Consider the following 20,252-nt stretch of genomic DNA (forward strand, 5'->3'; position numbering starts at 1 on the left):
ATTCCTCCTCTAATTTTCAACTAAATCACGCCGTCGATACAAACTATAACCCACAACAACTAGGACAATACTCAGTAGTACCAGCCAACCGGCCTGGTTCCATTGAATAGCCTTCAACGGCACTTTATTGATCCAGCCGAAGGGCGTTAATTTTTTCGTCCATTCTGGAAAATCCAGCAACCCGCCAAGATAGATCGACAGCACTGCATAAATTGGAATGATCCAGGCAATTTGTTGGTATCTGGGTAATAAGCCTAACACCACGGCAACGATACCGATAACGACTAGGACAGCTGGTGCGAATCCCCAAAACGACCGCATGATCCGGCTGATGTCAAAAGCGTGTTTCGCCCCTTGACCACCCAGTGCCATGCCAAACGTTCCGGCGAACAGTGCCAGCAATCCGGCCACCGTTCCTACTATTGTGTAGGCACCAAATAAATGCAGCCGCGAAACACTACGGGCGTGAATCGCTTCTAACCAGCCTTTTTGTTCATCACTATTTAACCTCAGCATGGTGGCTATCGCGGGCACACTGGCACCGATAGCCATCATCACGCTCATCAAAGCTGCAAATTGCAGGGTCATTGTCCGGGCCAGCTGAAGCAGCCGCAGCCGGTCCAATGATTTTCGCAATCATGGGACTGTTGTTCATCATGTCACCGATGGTATTAAACAACGTCCCCATACTGGTACCGTAAACTGCTAACCCAATGAACCACGCAATCATACTGGTTCGCTCTAACCGAAAGACTAAGGTGGTGGGACCAGCTAATAACGGACTGGCGTGCCCACGACCGGGTCGATCGGGTAACAGTCCAGAACCGAGATCCCGCTCTGAACTGATTGCAAAGGTTAACAGCAGAATAACAACAGCAAGTCCCAGCATATCATAGAGCGGTGAAACACGATTCTTCCCGTATGGATCAATTTTTTCGATCCAACCGAAAATCGTCCACCAAGTGTATTTAACGTTTTGAACATCGGTCATTGCCCGCAAGAGATACAGGATTCCCAGCAGACTATAACTCATGGTCGTAGCGCCACGAGAATTACTGGCCAACTGAGCTAGAAGCAGAGTGAAAGCACCAAACATCAGGCCGAAAATGGCGATTCCAATACCAAACAGCCAGTCACCGGTGACATCCGCGCCATCCATATTGATTGCTTGAAGGGTCACAGCGGATAATAGTCCCGCGACAATATTGATCATCAGTAACTCATAGATGGTAGCTAATAACGGGCTCTGCCGGCCGACACTGTGAGCCCGCACCATTTCCAGCACGCCATTATCTTCCTGCGCCCGTGTATTACGAATTGCAAAGAAAATATTCATGATGGCCATCAATAATCCGGTAAAGACCATCATTGAAGCTGCAAAAATCGCTGCAGTGGTATAAGGCTTAACTGCGGTAAAGGGACCAAATAAGGCCGCCATTGACGGTGTGTTCAGCGCGGTTACCAGTGAAGCGACCTGCTTATCATCACCACTAAGACCAATGATCTTACTGGCCCCCGCAGCCACCATACCGACGATGCCTAACAGCCAGATGAGTATGGCTAACCGGTCGTGTCTGAGATACATCCGCGTCAGATAGCCGGTTTGAGCCGTCCGATTACTTCGTGTCATGCCCCTCAGCCCCCTCTGTATGGTTGTAATAGCGAATAAATAAGTCTTCCAAGGTTGGCGGTGTCGTCTGCAGCGCCACAATTTCCCGTTGTGTCAGTTCTGCCATAACTGGGCCGATCTGCGCTGTATCCACCGCAAAGACGGCTTTATTGGCAATGTGCTCATCCGGTTTAAACCCATGAACACCCGTTAACGCCTCAATGCCAGTCAACGCCTGTTTAGTTTGGACAATCACTTGATTACGGGTCAATTGCCGCATCTGATCTAATGTACCAGTTTCAACGATTTCGCCGGCTCGAATAATGCCAATCCGGTCACACATTCGTTCCACTTCCGATAAAATATGGCTGGAAAGCAGAACACTTTTCCCTAAGCGTTTTAAAGCTAACACATGTTTTTGAAATAGTTCTTCCATTAAGGGATCCAGTCCGCTGGTGGGTTCATCGAAAATATAGAGGTCAGCTTCCGTTGATAACGCCGCAATCAGCGCTACTTTTTGGCGATTACCTTTAGAATACGTCCGGGATTTCTTCTTCGGGTCTAACTCAAACTCATGAATCAGCTCATCCGTTTTAGCACTGTGTTTTTGGTGGTTAAGTTTCAGTAGAAAATCAATCATTTCACCACCAGTCAGATTTGGCCACAGATAAACGTCACCAGGCACGTAAGCAATGTGGTTGTGAATGGCCACCGCCTTTTGCCAAACATCTTGACTAAAAATCGTTGCCTGTCCACCACTGGCTTTTAGAATTCCCAGTAGCACTCGAATCGTCGTTGATTTGCCGGAACCGTTGGGCCCAATAAAACCAAATACTTCTCCGGCATTCACGTCAAAAGTAATGTCCTTTAACGCCTGAAACTTACCAAAAGATTTCTGTAAATGGTGAATACTGACGATTGTTTGGGTCATGATTTTCCCTCCTTATTCACACTTCTAAGACACCTCAGCTGAACTGATCTAAGATTTCACCCAGAGTATATTCTCGATTGACCCATAAGTCAATGACTAATGGGTCAATGCTAAAATAAGTGGTTCACGCAACTTCTTATTTGACCTAGAGTTAACTCTAACCGTTATAATAAAGATAGTGAACTTTATAAGGAGGAAGGATAATGACAATTCCAAATATCTTACTAAATGATGGCCACCAATTACCTATGCTGGGACTTGGGACCTACCAGATTCGCGGTGCCCAAGGCGTCGGCCAGATCCTGTCTGCCATCCACGATGGTTACCGGTCATTAGACAGCGCAACTAATTATGATAATGAAGGTATCGTGGGAAAAGCAATCCGCCAAAGCGGCATCCCACGCAGTCAATTCTTTGTCACCTCTAAGCTGCCTGGCAAGTATCACCGTTACGACGATGCCTTAAACGCCATCACGGAATCGCTAGCACGGATGGGACTGGACTACTTTGACCTGTTTTTGATTCACTGGCCACTGCCGAAACGTGACCACTACGTTGAAGCCTGGAAAGCAATGATTACAGCACAAAAACTGGGCCTGATCCACACGATTGGCGTGTCGAACTTTTTACCGGAACATCTGGATCGCTTAACTAAAGAAACCGGCGTGACGCCGGCCGTTAACCAAATTGAGGTTCATCCCTACTGGAACAACGAAGCCGGTTTACAAGCCGATAAGGACCGTGGCATTGCTACCGAAGCCTGGAGCCCATTAGGCCGTGGCAGCGCATCACTACAAGAACCAGTGATTCAAAAATTAGCAAAGAAATACGATAAAAACACGGGTCAAATTATTCTACGCTGGCATACGCAACGCGGCATCGTCCCGATTCCAAAATCCAGCAGTCTGATCCATCAACGCCAGAACTTAGATATCTTTGATTTTAAGCTGACACCGGATGAAATTCAGGCAATTAATGCGTTGAATAAACCGGATGGCCGGGTGGATGGCCAAGACCCGAACGAGTACGAAGAATTTGACTAATCATAGCCGTTATTTAAGCTATAAACACCGCACCTTTGCGCTTTGTAGCAATTGATTGACAAATTTCGAATATCATTGTATTATAGCCACAATCAAAAAAGGGGGTGATGCTTTGAGTTACGGAATAAGTCTTAAAGCATCAGCTACGGAGACTTCAGTTAACTAGCTGATACTTAAGAGAGGGTCCTGCGAAATCTATTCGCAGGACTTTTTTGTTGGCTTAAAAATTCGTGACCATTCCGAACAACGCCACTATCAGACCCCTATGAACGACCAACCACAAAGGCTGTGACAGTTAATAGTTGTCTTGTTGTTTCAGAATCTGCTCATGCTCAGTTTCCCTCCATATTAGGTTTTGATTAAACTATTAAAATAAAATTAGTTTGTTTCTTAAGCATCTATGAATAATTATTCAAATTAAGGCTGCTTATGAATTCAATGTAAATCGGGTTAAACTTCACTAGCAGTAACGAAACCGCTAACAAAAATATTTTCCTTTTGCATATTTTCATTTTAAAAATTAAAGTTTAAATTGTTCGTGAAATTCCATTGAAACCCTATTAAATTGTGCTTATAATAACTGACAAGGTATCGAGGCGAATAATAATTACTGTTTAATAACTAGTATTCGTCATTTCCAATACCTGCATATAATTTAATATAAAGTGAGGTGGTTACACTTGTCGCAAACTTAGCGGAATATTCACTAGGTATGGCTCAGGAACCACTGCCTAGATGCCAAGGAGGAAAATCATACTTGGCTACTTAGCCGCCTTACACTGGTTTCACTGTCCACCCTCTATTCCACCTGGCAGTGTTACTGATCTTGACATAACAAAATATATCAAACGACTAAGCAGACGGTTGATGATGATGTTCAAGGAACTCAAGTCAATTTTAAGGGAGAATAACCAATATTATGGATCGCAAACAGAATGGCTTATTGTATGGACCAGAAGATAAGGTGCCGGTTACACAAGCTGGTTTTCTAGGATTACAACACGTTCTTGCCATGGACGTGTACGTTGCACCAATTATCATGGCTGGTTTATTATCAATGTCCGTAGCTCAAAAGAGCGGCTTCTTACAGGCTGCTTTCATTGCCTGCGGTATTGGGACAATCATCCAAACGCGCTTCTTTTTGAAGCTGCCCGTTTCTCAAGGCCCATCCTTCGTTCCCGTGGGTGCCGTTGCCGGTATTTATTTAGCTAACGGCGGTGCACACGGTGGGATGGCAACCGTTTTAGGATCGTTAGTTGTCGGGTCATTTTTACTGATTGCATTAGGCGCAACTGGTATTTTCCAGAAAGTCATTTCCAAGTTAGTTCCTGCCATTGTCGGCGGAACGATTATCACTTGTGTGGGCTTATCACTATTACCAGGCGCTTTGAACGATAATATCTTTAAGGCTTCCGGCAATGTTAATACGAATATGATTATTGCTGGTGCCACTGGTATTACCATGTTAATTGCTATTATTTTAAGTACACGGGTACCACAACTCAGAAAAGCACTCAAAGTAAGTTCCATCATTATTGCTTTGGTTGTTGGCTCCGTAGTCGCTACTACAATGGGTGCCTTCGATTGGTCATCAGTTAGTGCTGCACCATGGTTCAGCCTACCTCAGTTTACGTCACTGCACTACGGACTACATTTTTCACTTCCTGCTATTTTAACGTTTGTAGTTATCTATCTGGTGTTAACGACTGAAACGACGGGTACTTGGTTTGCTATGAGTGCCGTTACCGGTGAGAAGATCACCAAGAAACAATGGAACATGGGGATCATTGGTGAAGGTATCAGCTGTCTATTATCAGCTCTGCTGGGTGCCACCCCTATGACCGGTTATTCAACTAACGCCGGCGTTATCTCCGTTACTGGTGTTGCCAGCAAACGGGTCTTCATTTCCGCTGGTTTCTGGTTCATTATTCTTGGCTTCTGCGGTAAACTGTCAGCCTTCTTCGCTGCCGTTCCTGCACCCGTTATCGGTGGTGTTTACTCCATCATCTGTGTCATTATCATGTTAAACGGCTTAAATGTCGTTCGTAACTTGGATGCTGGTGAAGCTGGTATCTACATCATTGGTGTGCCAATCGTTTTGACCATGGCGATGGTCTTATTACCAGCCAAGGTTGTCAGCGAAGCACCACAAATGCTGCAATACCTGTTAGGTTCACCGATCACAATTGCTGCAATTAGTGCGATCATTTTAAATCTATTAATGTCAAAAAAAGCAACGGTGCCGGCCGCGGATTCTGAAGCTGCACAAGTTTCAAGCGGACGGTAATCAATTAAAAACAGTAAAAAGCAGCTCACTTCAAATTCAGTGAGCTGCTTTTTTGATATTGGAAACCCTTTTTACCTTATGAACTGGCAGCGCCTGTAAAAAGGCAGTTGCTAAAATCATTGCCCCACCCAGCATTTCTGGTAGGCCAAACGCGGTGTGCAGGAGAATAATGGATAGAAACGTTGCTGTTAACGGTTCAAAGGAACTCAGCATTCCCGTGGTGGCCGGCAGCAGATAATTTAAACTCTTCAGATACAGTAGATAAGCAAACATTGTCCCGAAAATAGAAATGTAACCAACACTCAGCCAGCCGAGAACGTTTAACCTTGGTATTGGCGTTGTGACCACACTAGGCATAAATAATAAACTGCCAACGAGCATGGCCCAGCCAATCAAGATCTTGGCATCGTACTTTTTTAACAGTGGAATGGGAATCAAGGTGTATAACGCCTGGCTAACACCTGCCCCAACACCCCAGAACACAGCTCCCGGTGCCAACTGCAGACTATCCAATCGCCCCTTGGTCACTAACAAATAAGTCCCCAGCAGCGCAATCAGCATTGAAATCACATCAATTCGTCGGGGTAAGTGCCAGTGACGAATTGCCAGATAAATGATAGTGAACTACTTGTCACTAAAGTAACAAGCTTCTAGGAACACCGCTGACTTGCCTACCATTTAGAAAATGATAGATAGAGATTACGGCTATTTACTAAGGCACGTTCCATGCCAGATAGTCTTTTAGATGCTAAGTTACGCAGTCGCTTGTAAGATATTGACTGCGGCATTGATGTCCCGATCATGACTAACGCCACAATTAGGACAAGCCCACTGTCTAATATCTAAAGTGTGCTTACCATCATCATAGCCACAGCTGGAACATATTTGGGAAGTCTTTCGAGGATTAACAGTGACTAACTGTTTTCCATACCAAGCACATTTGTATTCAAGCATTCGACGCAGTTCCCGCCAGCTTTGATTAGCAATCGCTCTGGCGAGTTTGTGATTCTTAAGCAGATTTTTGGTTTTCAAATCCTCTATTTTAATCACATCATATTGTGCTACCAAAGTTTTAGTTAACGTATTTAAGTAATTGTTACGTTGATTGGCTATTTTTTCAGCATACTTAGCGACCATTCTTTTAGCTTTTTGATGGTTCTTAAAGTCTGATAGTTCTCTAGGTTCAATTACTTTATTGTGTTTATCCCAAGCAATTTCTTTCTGGGCTTGCAATCTTCTCCGAGCTAAACGTTTCTCCCAGTAATGTTTCTTTTTACTGAGTCGTTTATCAAAGCGAATCGTTGGGTATTTAACCCCATCGGAGGTAATCATTAAATCAGCAACCCCCAGATCAATACCGACTGGATTACCAGTCTTAGCTAAGGGGTTAATATCAGTGTCAACTAGAATAATGGCATAGAACTTACCCGTAGCTGAAAGGCGGATAGTCACATTCTTAATCTTGCCAACTGGTTTTCTACCTGATTTAAATTTTAGCTTTCCCAATTTGGGTAACTGGATGTGGTGATTATCAACTAGTTTAATATTGTGATTGACCGACTTGGTCTGATAGCTCTGCTTCGGGTATTTACGAGATTTGAACTTAGGAAAGCCTTTATGCAACTTAAAGAACTGCTTATAAGATTCTACTAAGTCATGATTGGTTGACTGTAAGCTAGTGCTTTCAGCGTCTTTTAACCATTCATATTCAGTCTTCAAAGCTGGTAGTAAATTATTCAAGGCAAACGCATTTAAGAATTTAGCTTCTGGGTTATTTTGATATCTTTCAACCATCATAGCTAGCATTTGATTCCAAACAAAACGGTTATACCCAAAGTTGAGTTTGATTTTGAGTTGCTGCTCTTGATTAGGGTATAGTCGTAATTTGATCCCTTTTAAAGTCATATAACTTCACCTCTTTTCCATTTTTAGTATATCATAATGGTATACTAAAAATGAATATAAGTGGCTATATATCAACGAAATTAGGTAAACGTATGATTAAGTACGAACGTACAAATGTGTATGATTTTAACTTTCAACTGGTTTGGACTACCAAGTATCGAAAAAAGATATTTACGACTGAAAAACAAGTTGATGCTATGAAAGCTATCTTGAAAAAAATTGCTGAAAGAAACTCAGTTGAACTATCTCACATGGAGGTAATGCCTGACCAAGTTCAAATGGTGATCAGTTTTCCACCTAAGTCAGCGCCCTCTTCAATCGTTAAAGCTTTTAAAGGTGGCTCAGCAAAGCAGTGGTTTATTCAGTTCCCACAAACCAAGAAATTACTCTGGGGCGGACATTTATGGTCTCCTAGTTTCTTTATGAGTACCTTTGGTAATACTTCAAAAGAAACAATAATTCAATACGTTGACTCACAATTAGACCAATACAACGGTGGACGTTCAAAACGTTGATTCATCTCGGCATTAAAATACCGAGTTTTTTCAACTGACGCCACTTATAAAGTAAACCTTGATTTAAGATGTCTTTTTGATGTTGGCCTTTTTCGGCCGGTTAACGACCCACGCCTGTAAGAAGGCAGTGGCTAAGATCATGGCACCGCCTAACATTTCGGGTAGTCCAAACGCAGTGTGCAAAACAACGATTGATAAAAAGGTTGCCGTTAGCGGCTCGAAGGAACTCAACATACCGGTAGTTGCTGGCAAGATAAAATTCAGACTCTTTAAATACAGTAAATAAGCAAACATTGTTCCGAAGGTTGCAACGAATAACACACCTAGCCAGCCAGCAACATTTAATTTAGGCACCGGTGACGTCAAAATATGCGGCATAAAAACTAAACTGCCAATGAGCATCGCCCAGCCAGTCACAATTTTGGCATCATACTTTTTCAGCAATGAAATGGGAATCAGCGTGTACAGTGCTTGGCTGACCCCTGCCATGACGCCCCAAAAGACGGCAGCCGGTGCTAACTGAAGGCTATCAAAACTGCCCTTAGTGACTAACAGGTAGGTACCCAACAGCGCAATCAGCATGGAAATAACATCGATTCGCCGCGGCATCCGCCAATGACGGATTGCAACGTAAATAATAATAAAAATCGGTCCTAAAAATTGTAAAATCGTGGCAGTTGGTGCGTTACCATGTTTGATCGCCATAAAATAGGAAAACTGAGAAGGAATCATCCCACACAAGGCAAAAATAATCAGTAATAACCAATCGTGGCGGTCCCGCCAGATTGAGATCAGTTCATGAAAATTACTAAAGGCACCCCAGATAACCAGCAATATTCCCGCTATAGCTAATCTAATACCTACCAGCCAAGCCGGCTCTATCGGTTGACGAGCAAATAAATATTGCGCCGTTACCCCAGACATACCCCACAAAGTTGTCCCAACAATGGCAAAAGTTAGACCTTTATGCTTATCGGTCACATTTAAGGCCTCTCTTTCTCTGATTAAAAGTTTCTGAATATTATGTTAGAGAAGTTTGGCGGTAAAGTAAACCTTGTTCAGTATAATAAATAGACCCTAAACAAAAAATCGCTTCTCATTATATGAGAAACGATTTTTTAATTTAATCTATGCTTGAGCATATTCAGCAGCATGCTTCCCAGAATTGCGTCCTGAGTAGTAGGCATAACCGACACAAGTACCAGGCATATTAGGACCGTAAGTGTCACCAGTTAAACCGGCGGCATCGTTACCAGCAGCGTATAGGCCTTTGATAGCAGTTCCCTTTTCATTCATCACTTCATTGTTGGTCGTGACTTGCATCCCGCCCATGGTACAAAAGGCACCGATGTTTAACTTGAAACCGTAGTAAGGACCGTGTTCAACACCAACTAGATAGTCGCTGTTCTTACCAAACTCTTTATCGTCACCACTGTCACAATAGCCATTGTACGTCTCAACTGTCTGACGGAAGGTTTCAACTGGAACACCCATTTGTTTGGCAAGGTCTTCAATTGTATCGGCTTTGAAAATGAAGGGTTTCTTAGCCGCAAGAGCAGCGTCGATTTCATCCTGCAGCTTGGTCATCTTTTCGCCACGCTTCACGTAAACGCCTAAGCCCATAAAGTTACCGTCCTTGATCATCCGGTCGATGACGCCCTGATCCAGCACACTATAAACTTGGTTTTGCGTGTACATTGCGTTACCGGCATATGAAAAATTATAAGCAACGGATTCATCAACGAACCGTTCGCCGTTCTCATTGATCCAAAGCAATGGCTGCTGACCAGCTGCCGCGTTCATTTGAGACGGCATCATCTTAAATGAAGGTTCGTCAGGATCCTTTAAGTAACCGCCAAACAGCATGGCCATACCGGTACCATAGTGTTTTGCGCCAGTTTGCCAGCCCATGCGAACGCCATCACCAGTACCCTTGCCAGAACTCACCGGAATCAGCCGAGAAGTATCATAGGGTGTTAACTCATCCATCATCTTAGCGTTGTTCAAATAACCACCAGTGGCTAAAATCACAGCACTGGTTGAAATTTCTTGCGTCTCTTTGGTCTTTGCTGAGCGAATCGTGACCCCACTAATGGCACCGTCAGCCGTGGTATGCAGTTGGGTGGCCTTAGTCAGCGTTAAAATTTTGACACCGTTTTTTTCGGCTTTTGGCAATAAGGCGTCGTGTAAAACAGCAAAACCCATGCCTTTGTAAATATGCCAAGTAGCTTCACCGGCACCCATTGCTTGTACACCTTCGTATTCAACGCCCTGATCTTTCAGCCATTGAACCGTACCCGCACTGTCATCAACGTAGTTCCGCCAAATTCTTGAATCAGCTTTAAACTTCGAATATTCAACTTCTTCTTTCAGAACATCCGTACCGGAAACTTTGATCCCCTGCTCCTTTTGGAGATAAGAATCAACCGCAAATAGACCTTCAGTATAGTTACTGCTGCCGCCTGTTGTGCGGCCTTTTTCCAGTAACAGTACCTTCGCGCCTTTTTGGGAAGCTTCCAAAGCAGCTGAAGTTCCAGCAGCACCCGTACCAACAACGACGACATCATAATGATCACTCTTGCTGACTGACATTAAATATCCCTCCATTTTATATGCTCATTACTGAATATGAGAATTCAAAGACTACCGACTTATCGCTTCTCATGAAGCTTTGATAACGTTATCATAGTGTTAAAACTAATTAACGAAAACAGCCATTTAGTTCGTCAGGCGAACTATAAGTACGTATAAGTGAGGAATCGACTATGGATTTAAATCGACTAAAAACGTTTTTGAAAGTTGCCCAGTATGGTAGTTTCAAGCAAGTTGCTGATGAAAGCTTTATTACTCAACGGGCCGTCTCTAAGCAAATGAAGCAGTTGGAAGACGAACTTGACGTGCCACTATTTCAACGTGGGAAAAATAAACTCACCCTGACGCCAGCGGGACACCGATTTATCTCATCGGCACAAGATATTGTGAATAATTATACGGGTGCCGTTGCTGAACTTCATCGATCGATTAAAAACAATCAGGCGTTACGCGTCGGTTATTTCTCCGCCTTTGAGAAAAAGCTTTTACAGCGTGCGCTTTATGCCTTACTCAAGAAGCACCCTAAGCTTTCTCTCACGATTCAAGAAGGCAGCAACGAACATCTGACTGAAAACGTCAACAACGGTAATTTAGACCTGGCATTATCCATTAGCTACGGCCAGCCAGCCGTGTCACCGCATTCTAACCTCACCGCCCAAACCATCTTTTCTGATGAAATGGTGATGGGTGTTAGTACGTTAAATCCACTCAGCACGCATCATTATTTAACTGCTCAAGACCTGTCTACGCTACCGATTCTCTATTACAGTCCCGAAACATCCACCTTCTTATTGGAAAGTTTTATGGCCAGTATGCCGTTTTTAAAAGACTATAATCAGGTCCAACGGGTAACCAGTACCGAACAGATGGCGATGTTGGTAGCTTTAAATCAAGCCTTTGCTTTTTACCCCAGCGGTTTGATCGGCCATCAAGATATCAGTGCGGATGGTCAGATTCGTTATCTACCTATTAGAGGACCTCTCGATCAGCATTACGACATCGTTGTTCTTTATAATAAAATCAATCAAAATCCCATGCTCAAGCAACTTTTAAACGAGTTTTAACCATGATGATTCTAAATTAAAAGCAGCCATAACTTAATTTCGTTATGACTGCTTTTAGTATCTAATCTAAGTCTTTAGTTTTCACCTTTTGCTCTGCCTGAGCCTTTACATAAAACACCCGGGTCCCCTTATCAACCAACTCCTGTAAGAATTGCAACAGTAAAACGACCCAGCCAAAGGCCAAGGTAAAGCCAATAATTTCATACGCGGTTAACGATAAATAACCCACAAATTTAAACAGCACTTCAGCCGTAACTAGGATAGCGCCCACGGAGTAAGACATCTGCAAAAACGCACTGGGGATTCTTGGCAGCAACCAGCGAATTCCCACGATTAAAATAATAATGAAATACACCAGAAATGAAGCTAATCGATCATGGATATCGTGTGAGGCCGCATTATTGGGGAAAAAGCCCACCGCACCAAGATCAATCGACATTGCCGTTAACAGTATCCGCAAAGTCAGCAACCGAATTGAATGCGGGTAGATAGCGTTTAACGACACGAAGATGTAATCAATCAACGCGACCATGATCAAGGCTGAAAACATCAACGTAATGTTGAATTGCCAGCTGTTATTTGCCAAATGCGTACCTAAAAAACTGAGATTATACTGCCACCATTTTCTGGTTCCGTTAGTTGCCATCGCAATCACAGCTCCACTCACGATCACCAGCGTAAACAGCCGGACCAAGGTGCGTGAAGAAATCGAAAAAGCAGCGTAAATCATGAGATAGTTGATCATACTTTCAAAAATAAAGAAGATGATCGTGGATGTTAACCGGTCAAAAGTCGCGCCCGCGAAGATGGTCCCCAAAAGCCAAAAGACCCCAAGGAGAGCTAATCCTAAAATCACCGCAAACGATAAAATGACCACCGGAAAATTCCGCCAATAAATATTCGCTGAAAACGTATTGGTTTGGTTTCGTCGTTCCCGAATGAAAAAAATGGCGAACATTAACGTCCCAATCACAACACCACCTAAAATCACCGTGGTTCCTAAAGACGTATTCCCCGATAATGGGATCTGATTCTGATTTTTCGTCGCAAAAAAAACGTTAAACACAATGGCGCTAATGATTGCTGGTGCTAAGTACCACCACAGTGATATGCGCTGAAACAATGACATTTCACTGGCTTCGGTGGTGATCACTGCGTCGTGATTGCGCAGCTCGATTTTGACTTTGTCAGTCCCGTTCACCCGAAGCTGTTCGGCTACCTTATCTGGTAATTCAATTTTCATATTTTTTCTCCCAAAGATTATTGTCTGAACCTATTTTGAGATAATTCGACAAAATTGGCAAGCTCTGACCGTTTTTTTATCGAACTTGACCTGCGTCAATTATCCCTAAACCATTTCGCCCTACACTATAGCTAATCAAATGATTAAAGGAGCGATCGATATGAAATTTCAACGTTTTATTCAAAAATACCAAAATCAAATCACGCTGATCAGTGCCGTTTTGATAGCGATTGGTTTTGCCGGTAAGTACCTGCTGCAGTCAACTGTCGTGTACGACTGGGCGTTCATTCTCGCCTCCATCATTGCGGCAGTACCAATTATGATTCATGCTTACCAGTCCCTGCGCGTGAAGGTCATCAGTATTGAACTGCTGGTCAGCATCGCCGTTATCGGGGCTTTCATCATTGGCGAATATAACGAATCAGCAATCGTGACCTTCCTCTTCTTATTTGGGAGCTACCTTGAACAACGGACTTTATCCAAGACTCGTCAGTCCATTAAATCACTCACGCAAATGGCACCAGAAACGGCGGTCATTCTCCATGATGATGATACCCAAGAAGAAGTCGACATTGATGATGTTGACGAAGGCGACCGCATCATGGTTAAGGCCGGCGCATCCGTTCCCGTTGACGGCACCGTTGTATCTGGATCAGGCTACCTGGACGAAGCCGTCATTACCGGTGAATCGAAAGCGGTGGCGAAAACCACTGGTGATTCGGTTTATTCCGGCTCGATTTTAGGCAACGGGACCTTAACGGTTGAAGCTACTAAAGTTGGTGAAGATACCACTTTCGGCAAGATCATTGAACTAGTGGAAGATGCCGAGGATGCCAAATCACCTGCCGAATCCTTCATTGATAAATTCGCTCAATACTACACCCCAGCCGTTTTGATCATCGCAGCTTTGGTTTACATCTTCACCCGAGACTTTCCAACGGCCATCACCGTCTTAGTCCTTGGCTGTCCCGGTGCCTTGGTTATCGGGGCCCCCGTTTCTAACGTGGCTGGTATCGGTAACGGTGCTAAACGCGGCATCCTGTTAAAGGGTGGCGCCGTGATGGACGACTTCGCCAAAGTGGATACATTTGTTTTCGATAAAACTGGTACATTGACCCTTGGTAACACCGCGGTTTCCGCAGTTAAAGACTACGCCAATGATTCCAAAGAGGCCTTAGCGCTCGTTGCCCGGGCTGAACGGTTATCCGATCACCCACTGGGTAAAGCGATTACCGATTATGCGACTAAAGAAAAAGTTTCCTTTGAACAATTGGACGTTGCCGACAATGATACGGTCAAAGGCCAAGGCCTCACCGCTACCATTGACGGTCACCACGTTCTTGTTGGTAACCTAAAAATGATGAGCGCTAACAACATTAAGATTTCTGCGAAACAGAACCAAGATCTCGCTGCAGTTCAACACACTGGTAGTTCCGTTGTCATGGTTGCCGTCGATGGTGCCCTAAAATTAACGATTGGTGTTTCCGACACCATCCGTCCCGGTATCAAAGCTCAGCTCCAAGCCTTACGGGATCATGGTGCAAAGCACTTAGTTATGCTGACTGGTGATAACAAGATCACCGCGCAATACGTCGCCGAACAAATCGGGCTTGATGAAGTTCACGCTGAACTGTTACCCGAAGAAAAAGTTACCTACATTAAAAAATTTAAGGAGCAAGGGCGTCACGTGGCCTTCGTTGGTGATGGGATCAACGACAGTCCGGCTATCGCTACCGCACAGATCGGAATCGCCATGGGTAGTGGTACTGACGTCGCTATTGAAACCTCGGACGTAGTGCTCATGCAATCCAGTTTTGAAGCCCTAGTTCACGCCTACTCACTATCTAAGAAGACCGTTATTAACACTAAGGAAAATATCGCCATCGCTATTGGCGTCGTGATCTTCCTGCTAATTGGTTTGATCCTCGGCTTCATCTACATGGCCAGTGGGATGTTCGTCCACGAAGCAAGTATCCTAGTAGTAATCTTTAACGCCATGCGGCTGATTGGTTACGGCAAGATGCCGACCCAGGCACAGCAGACTGCAACTCAAAAAACTTCGCTAACTTGATTTACGTCAATTTCAAGGCAAACAAAAGCGACTAAACTATAGATAATCAAGACAAACAAGAATAACTAAAAAGGAGATCATTATTATGACAACAAAACGTGCAATTTTACAATTAGATGGTTTGACCTGCCCATCATGCATGACCAAGATTGAAAGTGCTCTGGCCCATCAACCAGGCGTTGAGAAAGTGAAAGTGCTGTTCAATGCCAGCAAAGCCAAAGCCGACTTCGATGACAGTAAGGTCTCCGCTGAAGAATTAGGCCAAGTCGTTGATAAGTTAGGCTATGAAGTTAAGAAAATCAAGGTTAAGGACGAAGTAGCAGCCAAGTAGGAGGGATGAATATGACGACAAAATTAGTAGAAGAAAAGTATCAAGCCGAAGTAAAGCAAGCCGACATCGATCACCACACCCCAACTGCGGGCGCTATGACCGGCCACATCGTTGCTAACTTACGGATCTTAGACGTAAAACTTCACCAAGCCAAATGGTTCATGAAGGGCTTTGAAGCCGTTTCTGTTCGTCCGCTTTATGACGAGTTGATCGACCAAGCGCGCAAAGACTATGACACGGTTGCCGAAGCCTTATTAGACGAAAATGAGTTACCGCCTTCGACCACTGAGGAATATAGTAACTACAAGATGTTGGATGAAGACGGCCGTAACAAGTATCTAACCACTTCAGAACTAGTTGACATTACCGCTCACGATTACACTACTGAAAATCTGTTTGTTACCCGAGCCATCAAGTTAGCTGAAAAAGAGGATCGACCAGCTTTAGCGCAAACGTTGACCACCCTATTAAAACAAAACAATCACGCTATTCAACAACTGCAAGCACTCCTAGGCAAAACTGCCTGGGAAGGCTTAGTTGAAGAAGACGATGATGACGATTAAATTAAACGGCTGACCAAGAGAGTCACCAATTTAATCTACAAGCCCAGTTTGAAAAATCCGCTGCTGATTATGGCAACGGATTTTTTTCATTTCAGGAAAGACTGTCGTATAATTAATTTGCGAAAGTTGAAGTGAAAACGGCTAGTTTAAGCCTTTATGGTGTTTCACATGAAACATTCCGCCATCTTCAACTAATTTTAGACAGAAGCGAGGAAGTTAAATGACGTACCAGATTTTTCATTGGCTCATCGTACGTACTGAGAGCCCTTTTCTTATGAATCGTGTTTCTAACTCAAAATAGACTTACAGGCGAATTTTAGTTTGCCTGGTTGAAATGTGTTGGGCGTGGTGGATATTTGAGGTTCGAGGAATATGGATAACCTAAAATTCCTAATTCTTAGAATCTCTTATTCCACCTAGCCGAAACGTGCTCCGGTAGGCAGAGACTTGCACCTAAGGGAAAGCTGGCCAAAATCCAAGTTCGGGATTTTCGCCAGCTCTCCCTTAGGCTCCAGTCTCTAACCGCCTACCTTCGCACTCTATTCTACTTGAAAGAAGGCTCATGCAATGTGAACTCACTCTTTCAATAATGGGTTTACTTGCACACATTTATGGACGAATCACAATCAATTTCTCGTAAAAACGTTTTAATTATGGCGATTGCTACTGGTGTAATCGTCGCTAACCTGAATTTTATTCAACCTATCGAAGGGTTAATTGCTACCGACTTCAACATTTCTAAAGCCCTCGTTGGCATTCTCGCAATGCTGACTCAACTGGGATACGCTGTTGGGTTGCTTTTCATCGTGCCCCTTGGCGATATTTTTGACCGGTACCATCTCATTCAATTCATGATGGTGCTGTCAGTCATTTCCCTCTTAATTGCATATCTGTCACCAAACGCTGCTGTGTTCGGCATCGCAACTATGCTGATCGGTATTACTTCAGTTGCGCCGCAGATCATCATTCCCTATGCAGCTTTCCTAGCACCATCCATGCAACGTGGCAAAGTTCTTGGAACTGTATTAAGCGGGCTGTTAACCGGGATCTTACTCTCACAGTCCTTTAGCGGTTTGATCGGCAGTGTCATGAATTGGCAATATATCTATCTCATCGCCGCCATTATGGACATCATTTTACTGCTGGTCGTGCACTCACAAATGCCACGCGATCCCCGTGGTCACCAACAGTTAGGCTACGGTCACGTCATTAGCTCATTACCGCGTTTATTCACCACTCAGCGTCGACTGCGCGGCTCATCACTGAACGGTTTCTGCATGTTCGGAACCTCTAACGTGCTGTGGTCAACACTGGCATTCTACCTAGCTGACCAATACCATTTAGGCAGTAACGTTGCTGGATTGTTGGGTCTATTGGGCATCGCCGGTGTGCTGGCTGCGCCCTATATCGGAACCATGGTCGATCATCGCTCACCGCGTCTAACTATCAGTCTATCAGTGCTGCTCTCAAGTTTGGCCTTTATCACCCTTTGGCTTGCTGGTCACTGGATGATCGGGTTGATGGTCGGAATTGTGTTACTGAATCTTGGTACGCAGTTCAGCCAAGTTTCTAATCAGGCAATCGTGCAATCCTTGAATCGTAAAGAAAATAGCCGTAACAATTCCATTTTCATGTTCAGCTATTTTCTCGGTGGTTCATTAGGCACCATGTCGGCAACCTGGGCTTGGAGTGTGGCTAAATGGAACGGTGTTTGTCTTGTCGCTGTCGCCTTCTTAGTCATTGCACTACTTGGACATTTAATTTTAAAAGAACCAGAAAAGCTACACGATTAAAATTATATGTGAAAACTATTTAATTAATTAAAAATCTATGTTATCATTTATAATATAAATTTAATACAGTATGCAATGAAGAGAAGAGTAGAGAAATCAGTACAGTTGTAGAGCGACCATCGCTGGTGAAAGGGTGGACTAGAACGTTTCTTGAAGATGAGCTCTGAGCAATTATCAAAAGTGAAAGCTTGCGATACGTGGGAAACACGATAAAATTCCGGGCATGTTTGTGCCTTTGAGGTAGCGATGGTAACGTCGCTACGAATAAATGGGTGGTAACACGATCAAAAATCGTCCCTGTACAGAATAATTCTGTGCGGGGACGATTTTTTTGTTGGCAAGCATACTCTACCAACGCGTTATCAAAGTAGATTCTCAGATTTTTAATGATTAATGAGTGGCTTAAGGAGGCCAAAAACATGTTGAAAAAGCAGAAAATTCAGGTTAACAAAGATGGGACTCGCCGTGGTCTATCCAACATTGCTGTTCAAATGATTGCGTTTGGCGGCTCGATTGGGACCGGACTCTTCCTGGGTGCCGGTAGCACGATTCATAGAACCGGACCATCGATCTTGTTAGTTTATTTAATCATCGGCGGTTTCTTCTTCCTCATGATGCGGGCAATTGGTGAAATGATGTACTCCGATCCGGATCAGCACACCTTCGTCTCGTTCATCAGAAAGTACGTTGGCTCTGGAGTGGGTAAATTTGCCGAGTGGAGCTACTGGCTGGAACTGATTTTAGTCGCCAACGCCGAACTCATCGCGCTGTCAACCTACGTCCAGTTCTGGTTCCCACATAGTTCCGCCGCCCTAGTTCAACTGGGCTTCTGGGTAGTTTTGACCGGTGTTAACATTGCGATGGTCAGTTCATTCGGCCATTCCGAAACGTTCTTATCCGGGATTAAGATTTTGGCCATTATCGCGCTGATAGGCGTTGGTATTTATTTGGTATTCATCCATCACCAAAACCCCGCTGGCACGCACGCCTCATGGGGTAATTTAACCAATCACTTCACGATGTTTCCAAATGGGTTCCATCAGTTTATCATGGCCTTTCCAATGGTCTTCTTCGCCTTTCAAGGCATGGAATTCGTTGGGATCACTACCGCTGAAACCAAGAATCCCAAACGCGTTTTGCCAAAAGCAATCAACCAAATCATTTTCAGAATTCTGCTATTTTATATTGGTTCGCTGGTCGTGATCATGGCGATCACCCCTTGGCGTTCACTGAATCCGGCTCAAAGTCCATTCGTTCAAATCTTTACTCTTGCTGGGATGCCAGCTGCCTCTCAGGTGATCAACGTGGTGGTTATCGCCGCCGCAATGTCAACTTTGAACAGCTCCATTTTCTCAACTGGTCGTCACTTGTATCAACTGGCATTGGAATCACACAGCAAACATATGAAGCCGTTCACCAAAGTTTCTACCAACGGGATTCCAATCGTTGCGGTGCTGTTCTCCGCAGCTTGCATGCTGTTCGCCCCAATTATCAGTTCGTTCAATGCCCTGAGTACGGCGTTTACCTTCATCGCTTCCGTTTCCAGTGATATTTACATTCTGGTCTGCATCCTAACGATGGTGGCTCACTACAAGTACCGTCGTTCCGTAGATTTTCAGAGTGACGGCTTCAAGATGCCTGGATACAAGTGGTCCAATCCACTGACGATCTGCTTCTTTATCGCCATCTTTGTCAGTCTATTTTTCAGCCACGCATCGCTATTACCAGCCATCGGCGCCGTTATTTGGGCAGTTGCGTTTAACTTGCTGCTGAAACGCAATGACGGTCTGAGTATTCGGTATCAGTAATATTGGTATAACTTTAATTCTAAAAGAACTCGAAAAATTACACGCTTAAAAATGAAAAACGCACTCGCCTGCTGAAATGCAGGTAAGTGCGTTTTTTCTAACCAAAAATCACAGAATTGATTCCCGTAATATTCATCACATATAAGATCAATATCAATGCATTTACCGCAGCTGAAATCACAATAATGCCATAGGAAAATGTGGCTGTAAAGAAGCCAAAAATCAATGGATTACGGTATCTTTTATGCTGATACGTAAATGTCCAAATGATTAAGACTAACGTCGCCACAGCTTGGACGACGATTCCAAGTGAATAGACCGGCACAGTACCCAGTTTAGCCTGGAAAAAATAGGTTAAAGCAGTAATCACATCAACAATAATGGCTAATAGTGGCATAGTTTTCCCCCTCCATTGGATTAGTAATTCTAATTATACACAAACTCAAAGTGAAGGTGCTTGTTCAATAGCTACATGGTTTAAATAGTTAGCCATTTTT

The 20,252-nt window shown here is 43.9% G+C and carries 18 protein-coding genes; 9 read left to right on the forward strand and 9 right to left on the reverse strand.

The window, feature by feature from the left end; all coding sequences use genetic code 11:
• Nucleotides 1–9: 9 nt before the first annotated feature.
• Genes CES79_RS03970 through CES79_RS03980 form a run of 3 tightly spaced genes read right to left on the reverse strand, consistent with a single transcriptional unit; the run spans nt 10 to nt 2,543 of the window.
• On the reverse strand, nt 10–588 hold the full coding sequence (locus tag CES79_RS03970; protein WP_143456343.1) for an efflux permease Rv1217c-related protein: 579 nt from the start codon (nt 586–588) through the stop codon (nt 10–12).
• Entirely contained in the window at nt 500–1,630 is a 1,131-nt protein-coding gene (locus CES79_RS03975; RefSeq protein ID WP_089136380.1) for an ABC transporter permease, read from the reverse strand. The genes CES79_RS03970 and CES79_RS03975 overlap by 89 nt, the downstream gene beginning before the upstream one ends.
• Complete coding sequence (locus tag CES79_RS03980) at nt 1,617–2,543, reverse strand: ABC transporter ATP-binding protein (RefSeq protein WP_408005807.1); 927 nt, start codon at nt 2,541–2,543, stop codon at nt 1,617–1,619. The genes CES79_RS03975 and CES79_RS03980 overlap by 14 nt, the downstream gene beginning before the upstream one ends.
• A 200-nt stretch (nt 2,544–2,743) precedes the next feature.
• Here CES79_RS03980 and CES79_RS03985 point away from each other — a divergent pair, with 200 nt between their 5' ends.
• Nucleotides 2,744–3,583, forward strand: coding sequence for an aldo/keto reductase (locus tag CES79_RS03985; RefSeq protein WP_089136381.1), 840 nt, complete (start codon nt 2,744–2,746; stop codon nt 3,581–3,583).
• 919 nt (nt 3,584–4,502) lie between these two features.
• A complete protein-coding gene (locus CES79_RS03990; RefSeq protein WP_054655324.1) occupies nt 4,503–5,870 on the forward strand; it encodes a uracil-xanthine permease family protein in 1,368 nt (455 codons plus the stop codon).
• 36 nt (nt 5,871–5,906) lie between these two features.
• Here CES79_RS03990 and CES79_RS03995 read toward each other — a convergent pair whose 3' ends face one another.
• Together CES79_RS03995 and CES79_RS04000 are read right to left on the reverse strand one after the other, a co-directional pair.
• Nucleotides 5,907–6,431, reverse strand: coding sequence for a DMT family transporter (locus CES79_RS03995; protein ID WP_089136382.1), 525 nt, complete (start codon nt 6,429–6,431; stop codon nt 5,907–5,909).
• Nucleotides 6,432–6,623: 192 nt separating this feature from the next.
• Nucleotides 6,624–7,775 carry an RNA-guided endonuclease TnpB family protein gene (locus tag CES79_RS04000; RefSeq protein ID WP_089136383.1) on the reverse strand — a complete coding sequence of 384 codons (1,152 nt, stop codon included), beginning with the start codon at nt 7,773–7,775 and terminating at the stop codon, nt 6,624–6,626.
• A gap of 92 nt (nt 7,776–7,867) precedes the next feature.
• On the opposite strand from CES79_RS04000, the gene tnpA reads away from it, so the two are divergent.
• Complete coding sequence (gene tnpA / locus CES79_RS04005; protein WP_089136384.1) at nt 7,868–8,290, forward strand: IS200/IS605 family transposase; 423 nt, start codon at nt 7,868–7,870, stop codon at nt 8,288–8,290.
• 63 nt (nt 8,291–8,353) lie between these two features.
• Here tnpA and CES79_RS04010 read toward each other — a convergent pair whose 3' ends face one another.
• On the reverse strand, nt 8,354–9,271 hold the full coding sequence (locus CES79_RS04010) for a DMT family transporter (protein ID WP_225362300.1): 918 nt from the start codon (nt 9,269–9,271) through the stop codon (nt 8,354–8,356).
• Between the two features lie 147 nt (nt 9,272–9,418).
• Complete coding sequence (gene vprA / locus CES79_RS04015) at nt 9,419–10,882, reverse strand: vinyl phenol reductase (RefSeq protein WP_054655318.1); 1,464 nt, start codon at nt 10,880–10,882, stop codon at nt 9,419–9,421.
• Nucleotides 10,883–11,055: 173 nt separating this feature from the next.
• Between vprA and CES79_RS04020 the strand changes: the two genes are divergently transcribed.
• Complete coding sequence (locus CES79_RS04020) at nt 11,056–11,946, forward strand: LysR family transcriptional regulator (RefSeq protein ID WP_054655316.1); 891 nt, start codon at nt 11,056–11,058, stop codon at nt 11,944–11,946.
• A 61-nt stretch (nt 11,947–12,007) separates the two neighbouring features.
• Here CES79_RS04020 and CES79_RS04025 read toward each other — a convergent pair whose 3' ends face one another.
• Complete coding sequence (locus tag CES79_RS04025; protein WP_089136385.1) at nt 12,008–13,189, reverse strand: hypothetical protein; 1,182 nt, start codon at nt 13,187–13,189, stop codon at nt 12,008–12,010.
• 160 nt (nt 13,190–13,349) lie between these two features.
• Between CES79_RS04025 and CES79_RS04030 the strand changes: the two genes are divergently transcribed.
• From CES79_RS04030 to CES79_RS04050, 5 genes are all read left to right on the forward strand, one after another.
• Nucleotides 13,350–15,260 carry a heavy metal translocating P-type ATPase gene (locus tag CES79_RS04030; protein ID WP_089136386.1) on the forward strand — a complete coding sequence of 637 codons (1,911 nt, stop codon included), beginning with the start codon at nt 13,350–13,352 and terminating at the stop codon, nt 15,258–15,260.
• An 85-nt stretch (nt 15,261–15,345) separates the two neighbouring features.
• The gene (locus CES79_RS04035; RefSeq protein ID WP_089136387.1) at nt 15,346–15,591 is read left to right on the forward strand and encodes a heavy-metal-associated domain-containing protein; all 246 of its coding nucleotides are present in this window, start codon (nt 15,346–15,348) and stop codon (nt 15,589–15,591) included.
• Between the two features lie 11 nt (nt 15,592–15,602).
• Nucleotides 15,603–16,154 carry a ferritin-like domain-containing protein gene (locus CES79_RS04040; protein WP_054655310.1) on the forward strand — a complete coding sequence of 184 codons (552 nt, stop codon included), beginning with the start codon at nt 15,603–15,605 and terminating at the stop codon, nt 16,152–16,154.
• Nucleotides 16,155–16,765: 611 nt separating this feature from the next.
• Nucleotides 16,766–17,947: an MFS transporter gene (locus CES79_RS04045; protein ID WP_054655308.1), complete on the forward strand. Its 1,182-nt coding sequence runs from the start codon at nt 16,766–16,768 to the stop codon at nt 17,945–17,947.
• A gap of 419 nt (nt 17,948–18,366) precedes the next feature.
• On the forward strand, nt 18,367–19,755 hold the full coding sequence (locus tag CES79_RS04050; RefSeq protein WP_054655306.1) for an amino acid permease: 1,389 nt from the start codon (nt 18,367–18,369) through the stop codon (nt 19,753–19,755).
• Between the two features lie 97 nt (nt 19,756–19,852).
• On the opposite strand, the gene CES79_RS04055 is transcribed toward CES79_RS04050, so the two are convergent.
• A complete protein-coding gene (locus CES79_RS04055) occupies nt 19,853–20,152 on the reverse strand; it encodes a hypothetical protein (RefSeq protein WP_054655304.1) in 300 nt (99 codons plus the stop codon).
• Between the last annotated feature and the right edge of the window lie 100 nt (nt 20,153–20,252).

Source organism: Secundilactobacillus silagei JCM 19001 (assembly GCF_002217945.1).
Lineage (GTDB): Bacteria > Bacillota > Bacilli > Lactobacillales > Lactobacillaceae > Secundilactobacillus > Secundilactobacillus silagei.

Coding starts and splice junctions, on each gene's coding strand:
- CES79_RS03970 (WP_143456343.1), bottom strand. CDS start 588: ATGACCCTGCAATTTGCAGCTTTGATGAGCGTGATGATGGCTATCGGT.
- CES79_RS03975 (WP_089136380.1), bottom strand. CDS start 1,630: ATGACACGAAGTAATCGGACGGCTCAAACCGGCTATCTGACGCGGATG.
- CES79_RS03985 (WP_089136381.1), top strand. CDS start 2,744: ATGACAATTCCAAATATCTTACTAAATGATGGCCACCAATTACCTATG.
- CES79_RS03990 (WP_054655324.1), top strand. CDS start 4,503: ATGGATCGCAAACAGAATGGCTTATTGTATGGACCAGAAGATAAGGTG.
- CES79_RS03995 (WP_089136382.1), bottom strand. CDS start 6,431: ATGCTGATTGCGCTGCTGGGGACTTATTTGTTAGTGACCAAGGGGCGA.
- CES79_RS04000 (WP_089136383.1), bottom strand. CDS start 7,775: ATGACTTTAAAAGGGATCAAATTACGACTATACCCTAATCAAGAGCAG.
- tnpA (WP_089136384.1), top strand. CDS start 7,868: ATGATTAAGTACGAACGTACAAATGTGTATGATTTTAACTTTCAACTG.
- vprA (WP_054655318.1), bottom strand. CDS start 10,882: ATGTCAGTCAGCAAGAGTGATCATTATGATGTCGTCGTTGTTGGTACG.
- CES79_RS04020 (WP_054655316.1), top strand. CDS start 11,056: ATGGATTTAAATCGACTAAAAACGTTTTTGAAAGTTGCCCAGTATGGT.
- CES79_RS04025 (WP_089136385.1), bottom strand. CDS start 13,189: ATGAAAATTGAATTACCAGATAAGGTAGCCGAACAGCTTCGGGTGAAC.
- CES79_RS04030 (WP_089136386.1), top strand. CDS start 13,350: ATGAAATTTCAACGTTTTATTCAAAAATACCAAAATCAAATCACGCTG.
- CES79_RS04035 (WP_089136387.1), top strand. CDS start 15,346: ATGACAACAAAACGTGCAATTTTACAATTAGATGGTTTGACCTGCCCA.
- CES79_RS04040 (WP_054655310.1), top strand. CDS start 15,603: ATGACGACAAAATTAGTAGAAGAAAAGTATCAAGCCGAAGTAAAGCAA.
- CES79_RS04045 (WP_054655308.1), top strand. CDS start 16,766: ATGGACGAATCACAATCAATTTCTCGTAAAAACGTTTTAATTATGGCG.
- CES79_RS04050 (WP_054655306.1), top strand. CDS start 18,367: ATGTTGAAAAAGCAGAAAATTCAGGTTAACAAAGATGGGACTCGCCGT.
- CES79_RS04055 (WP_054655304.1), bottom strand. CDS start 20,152: ATGCCACTATTAGCCATTATTGTTGATGTGATTACTGCTTTAACCTAT.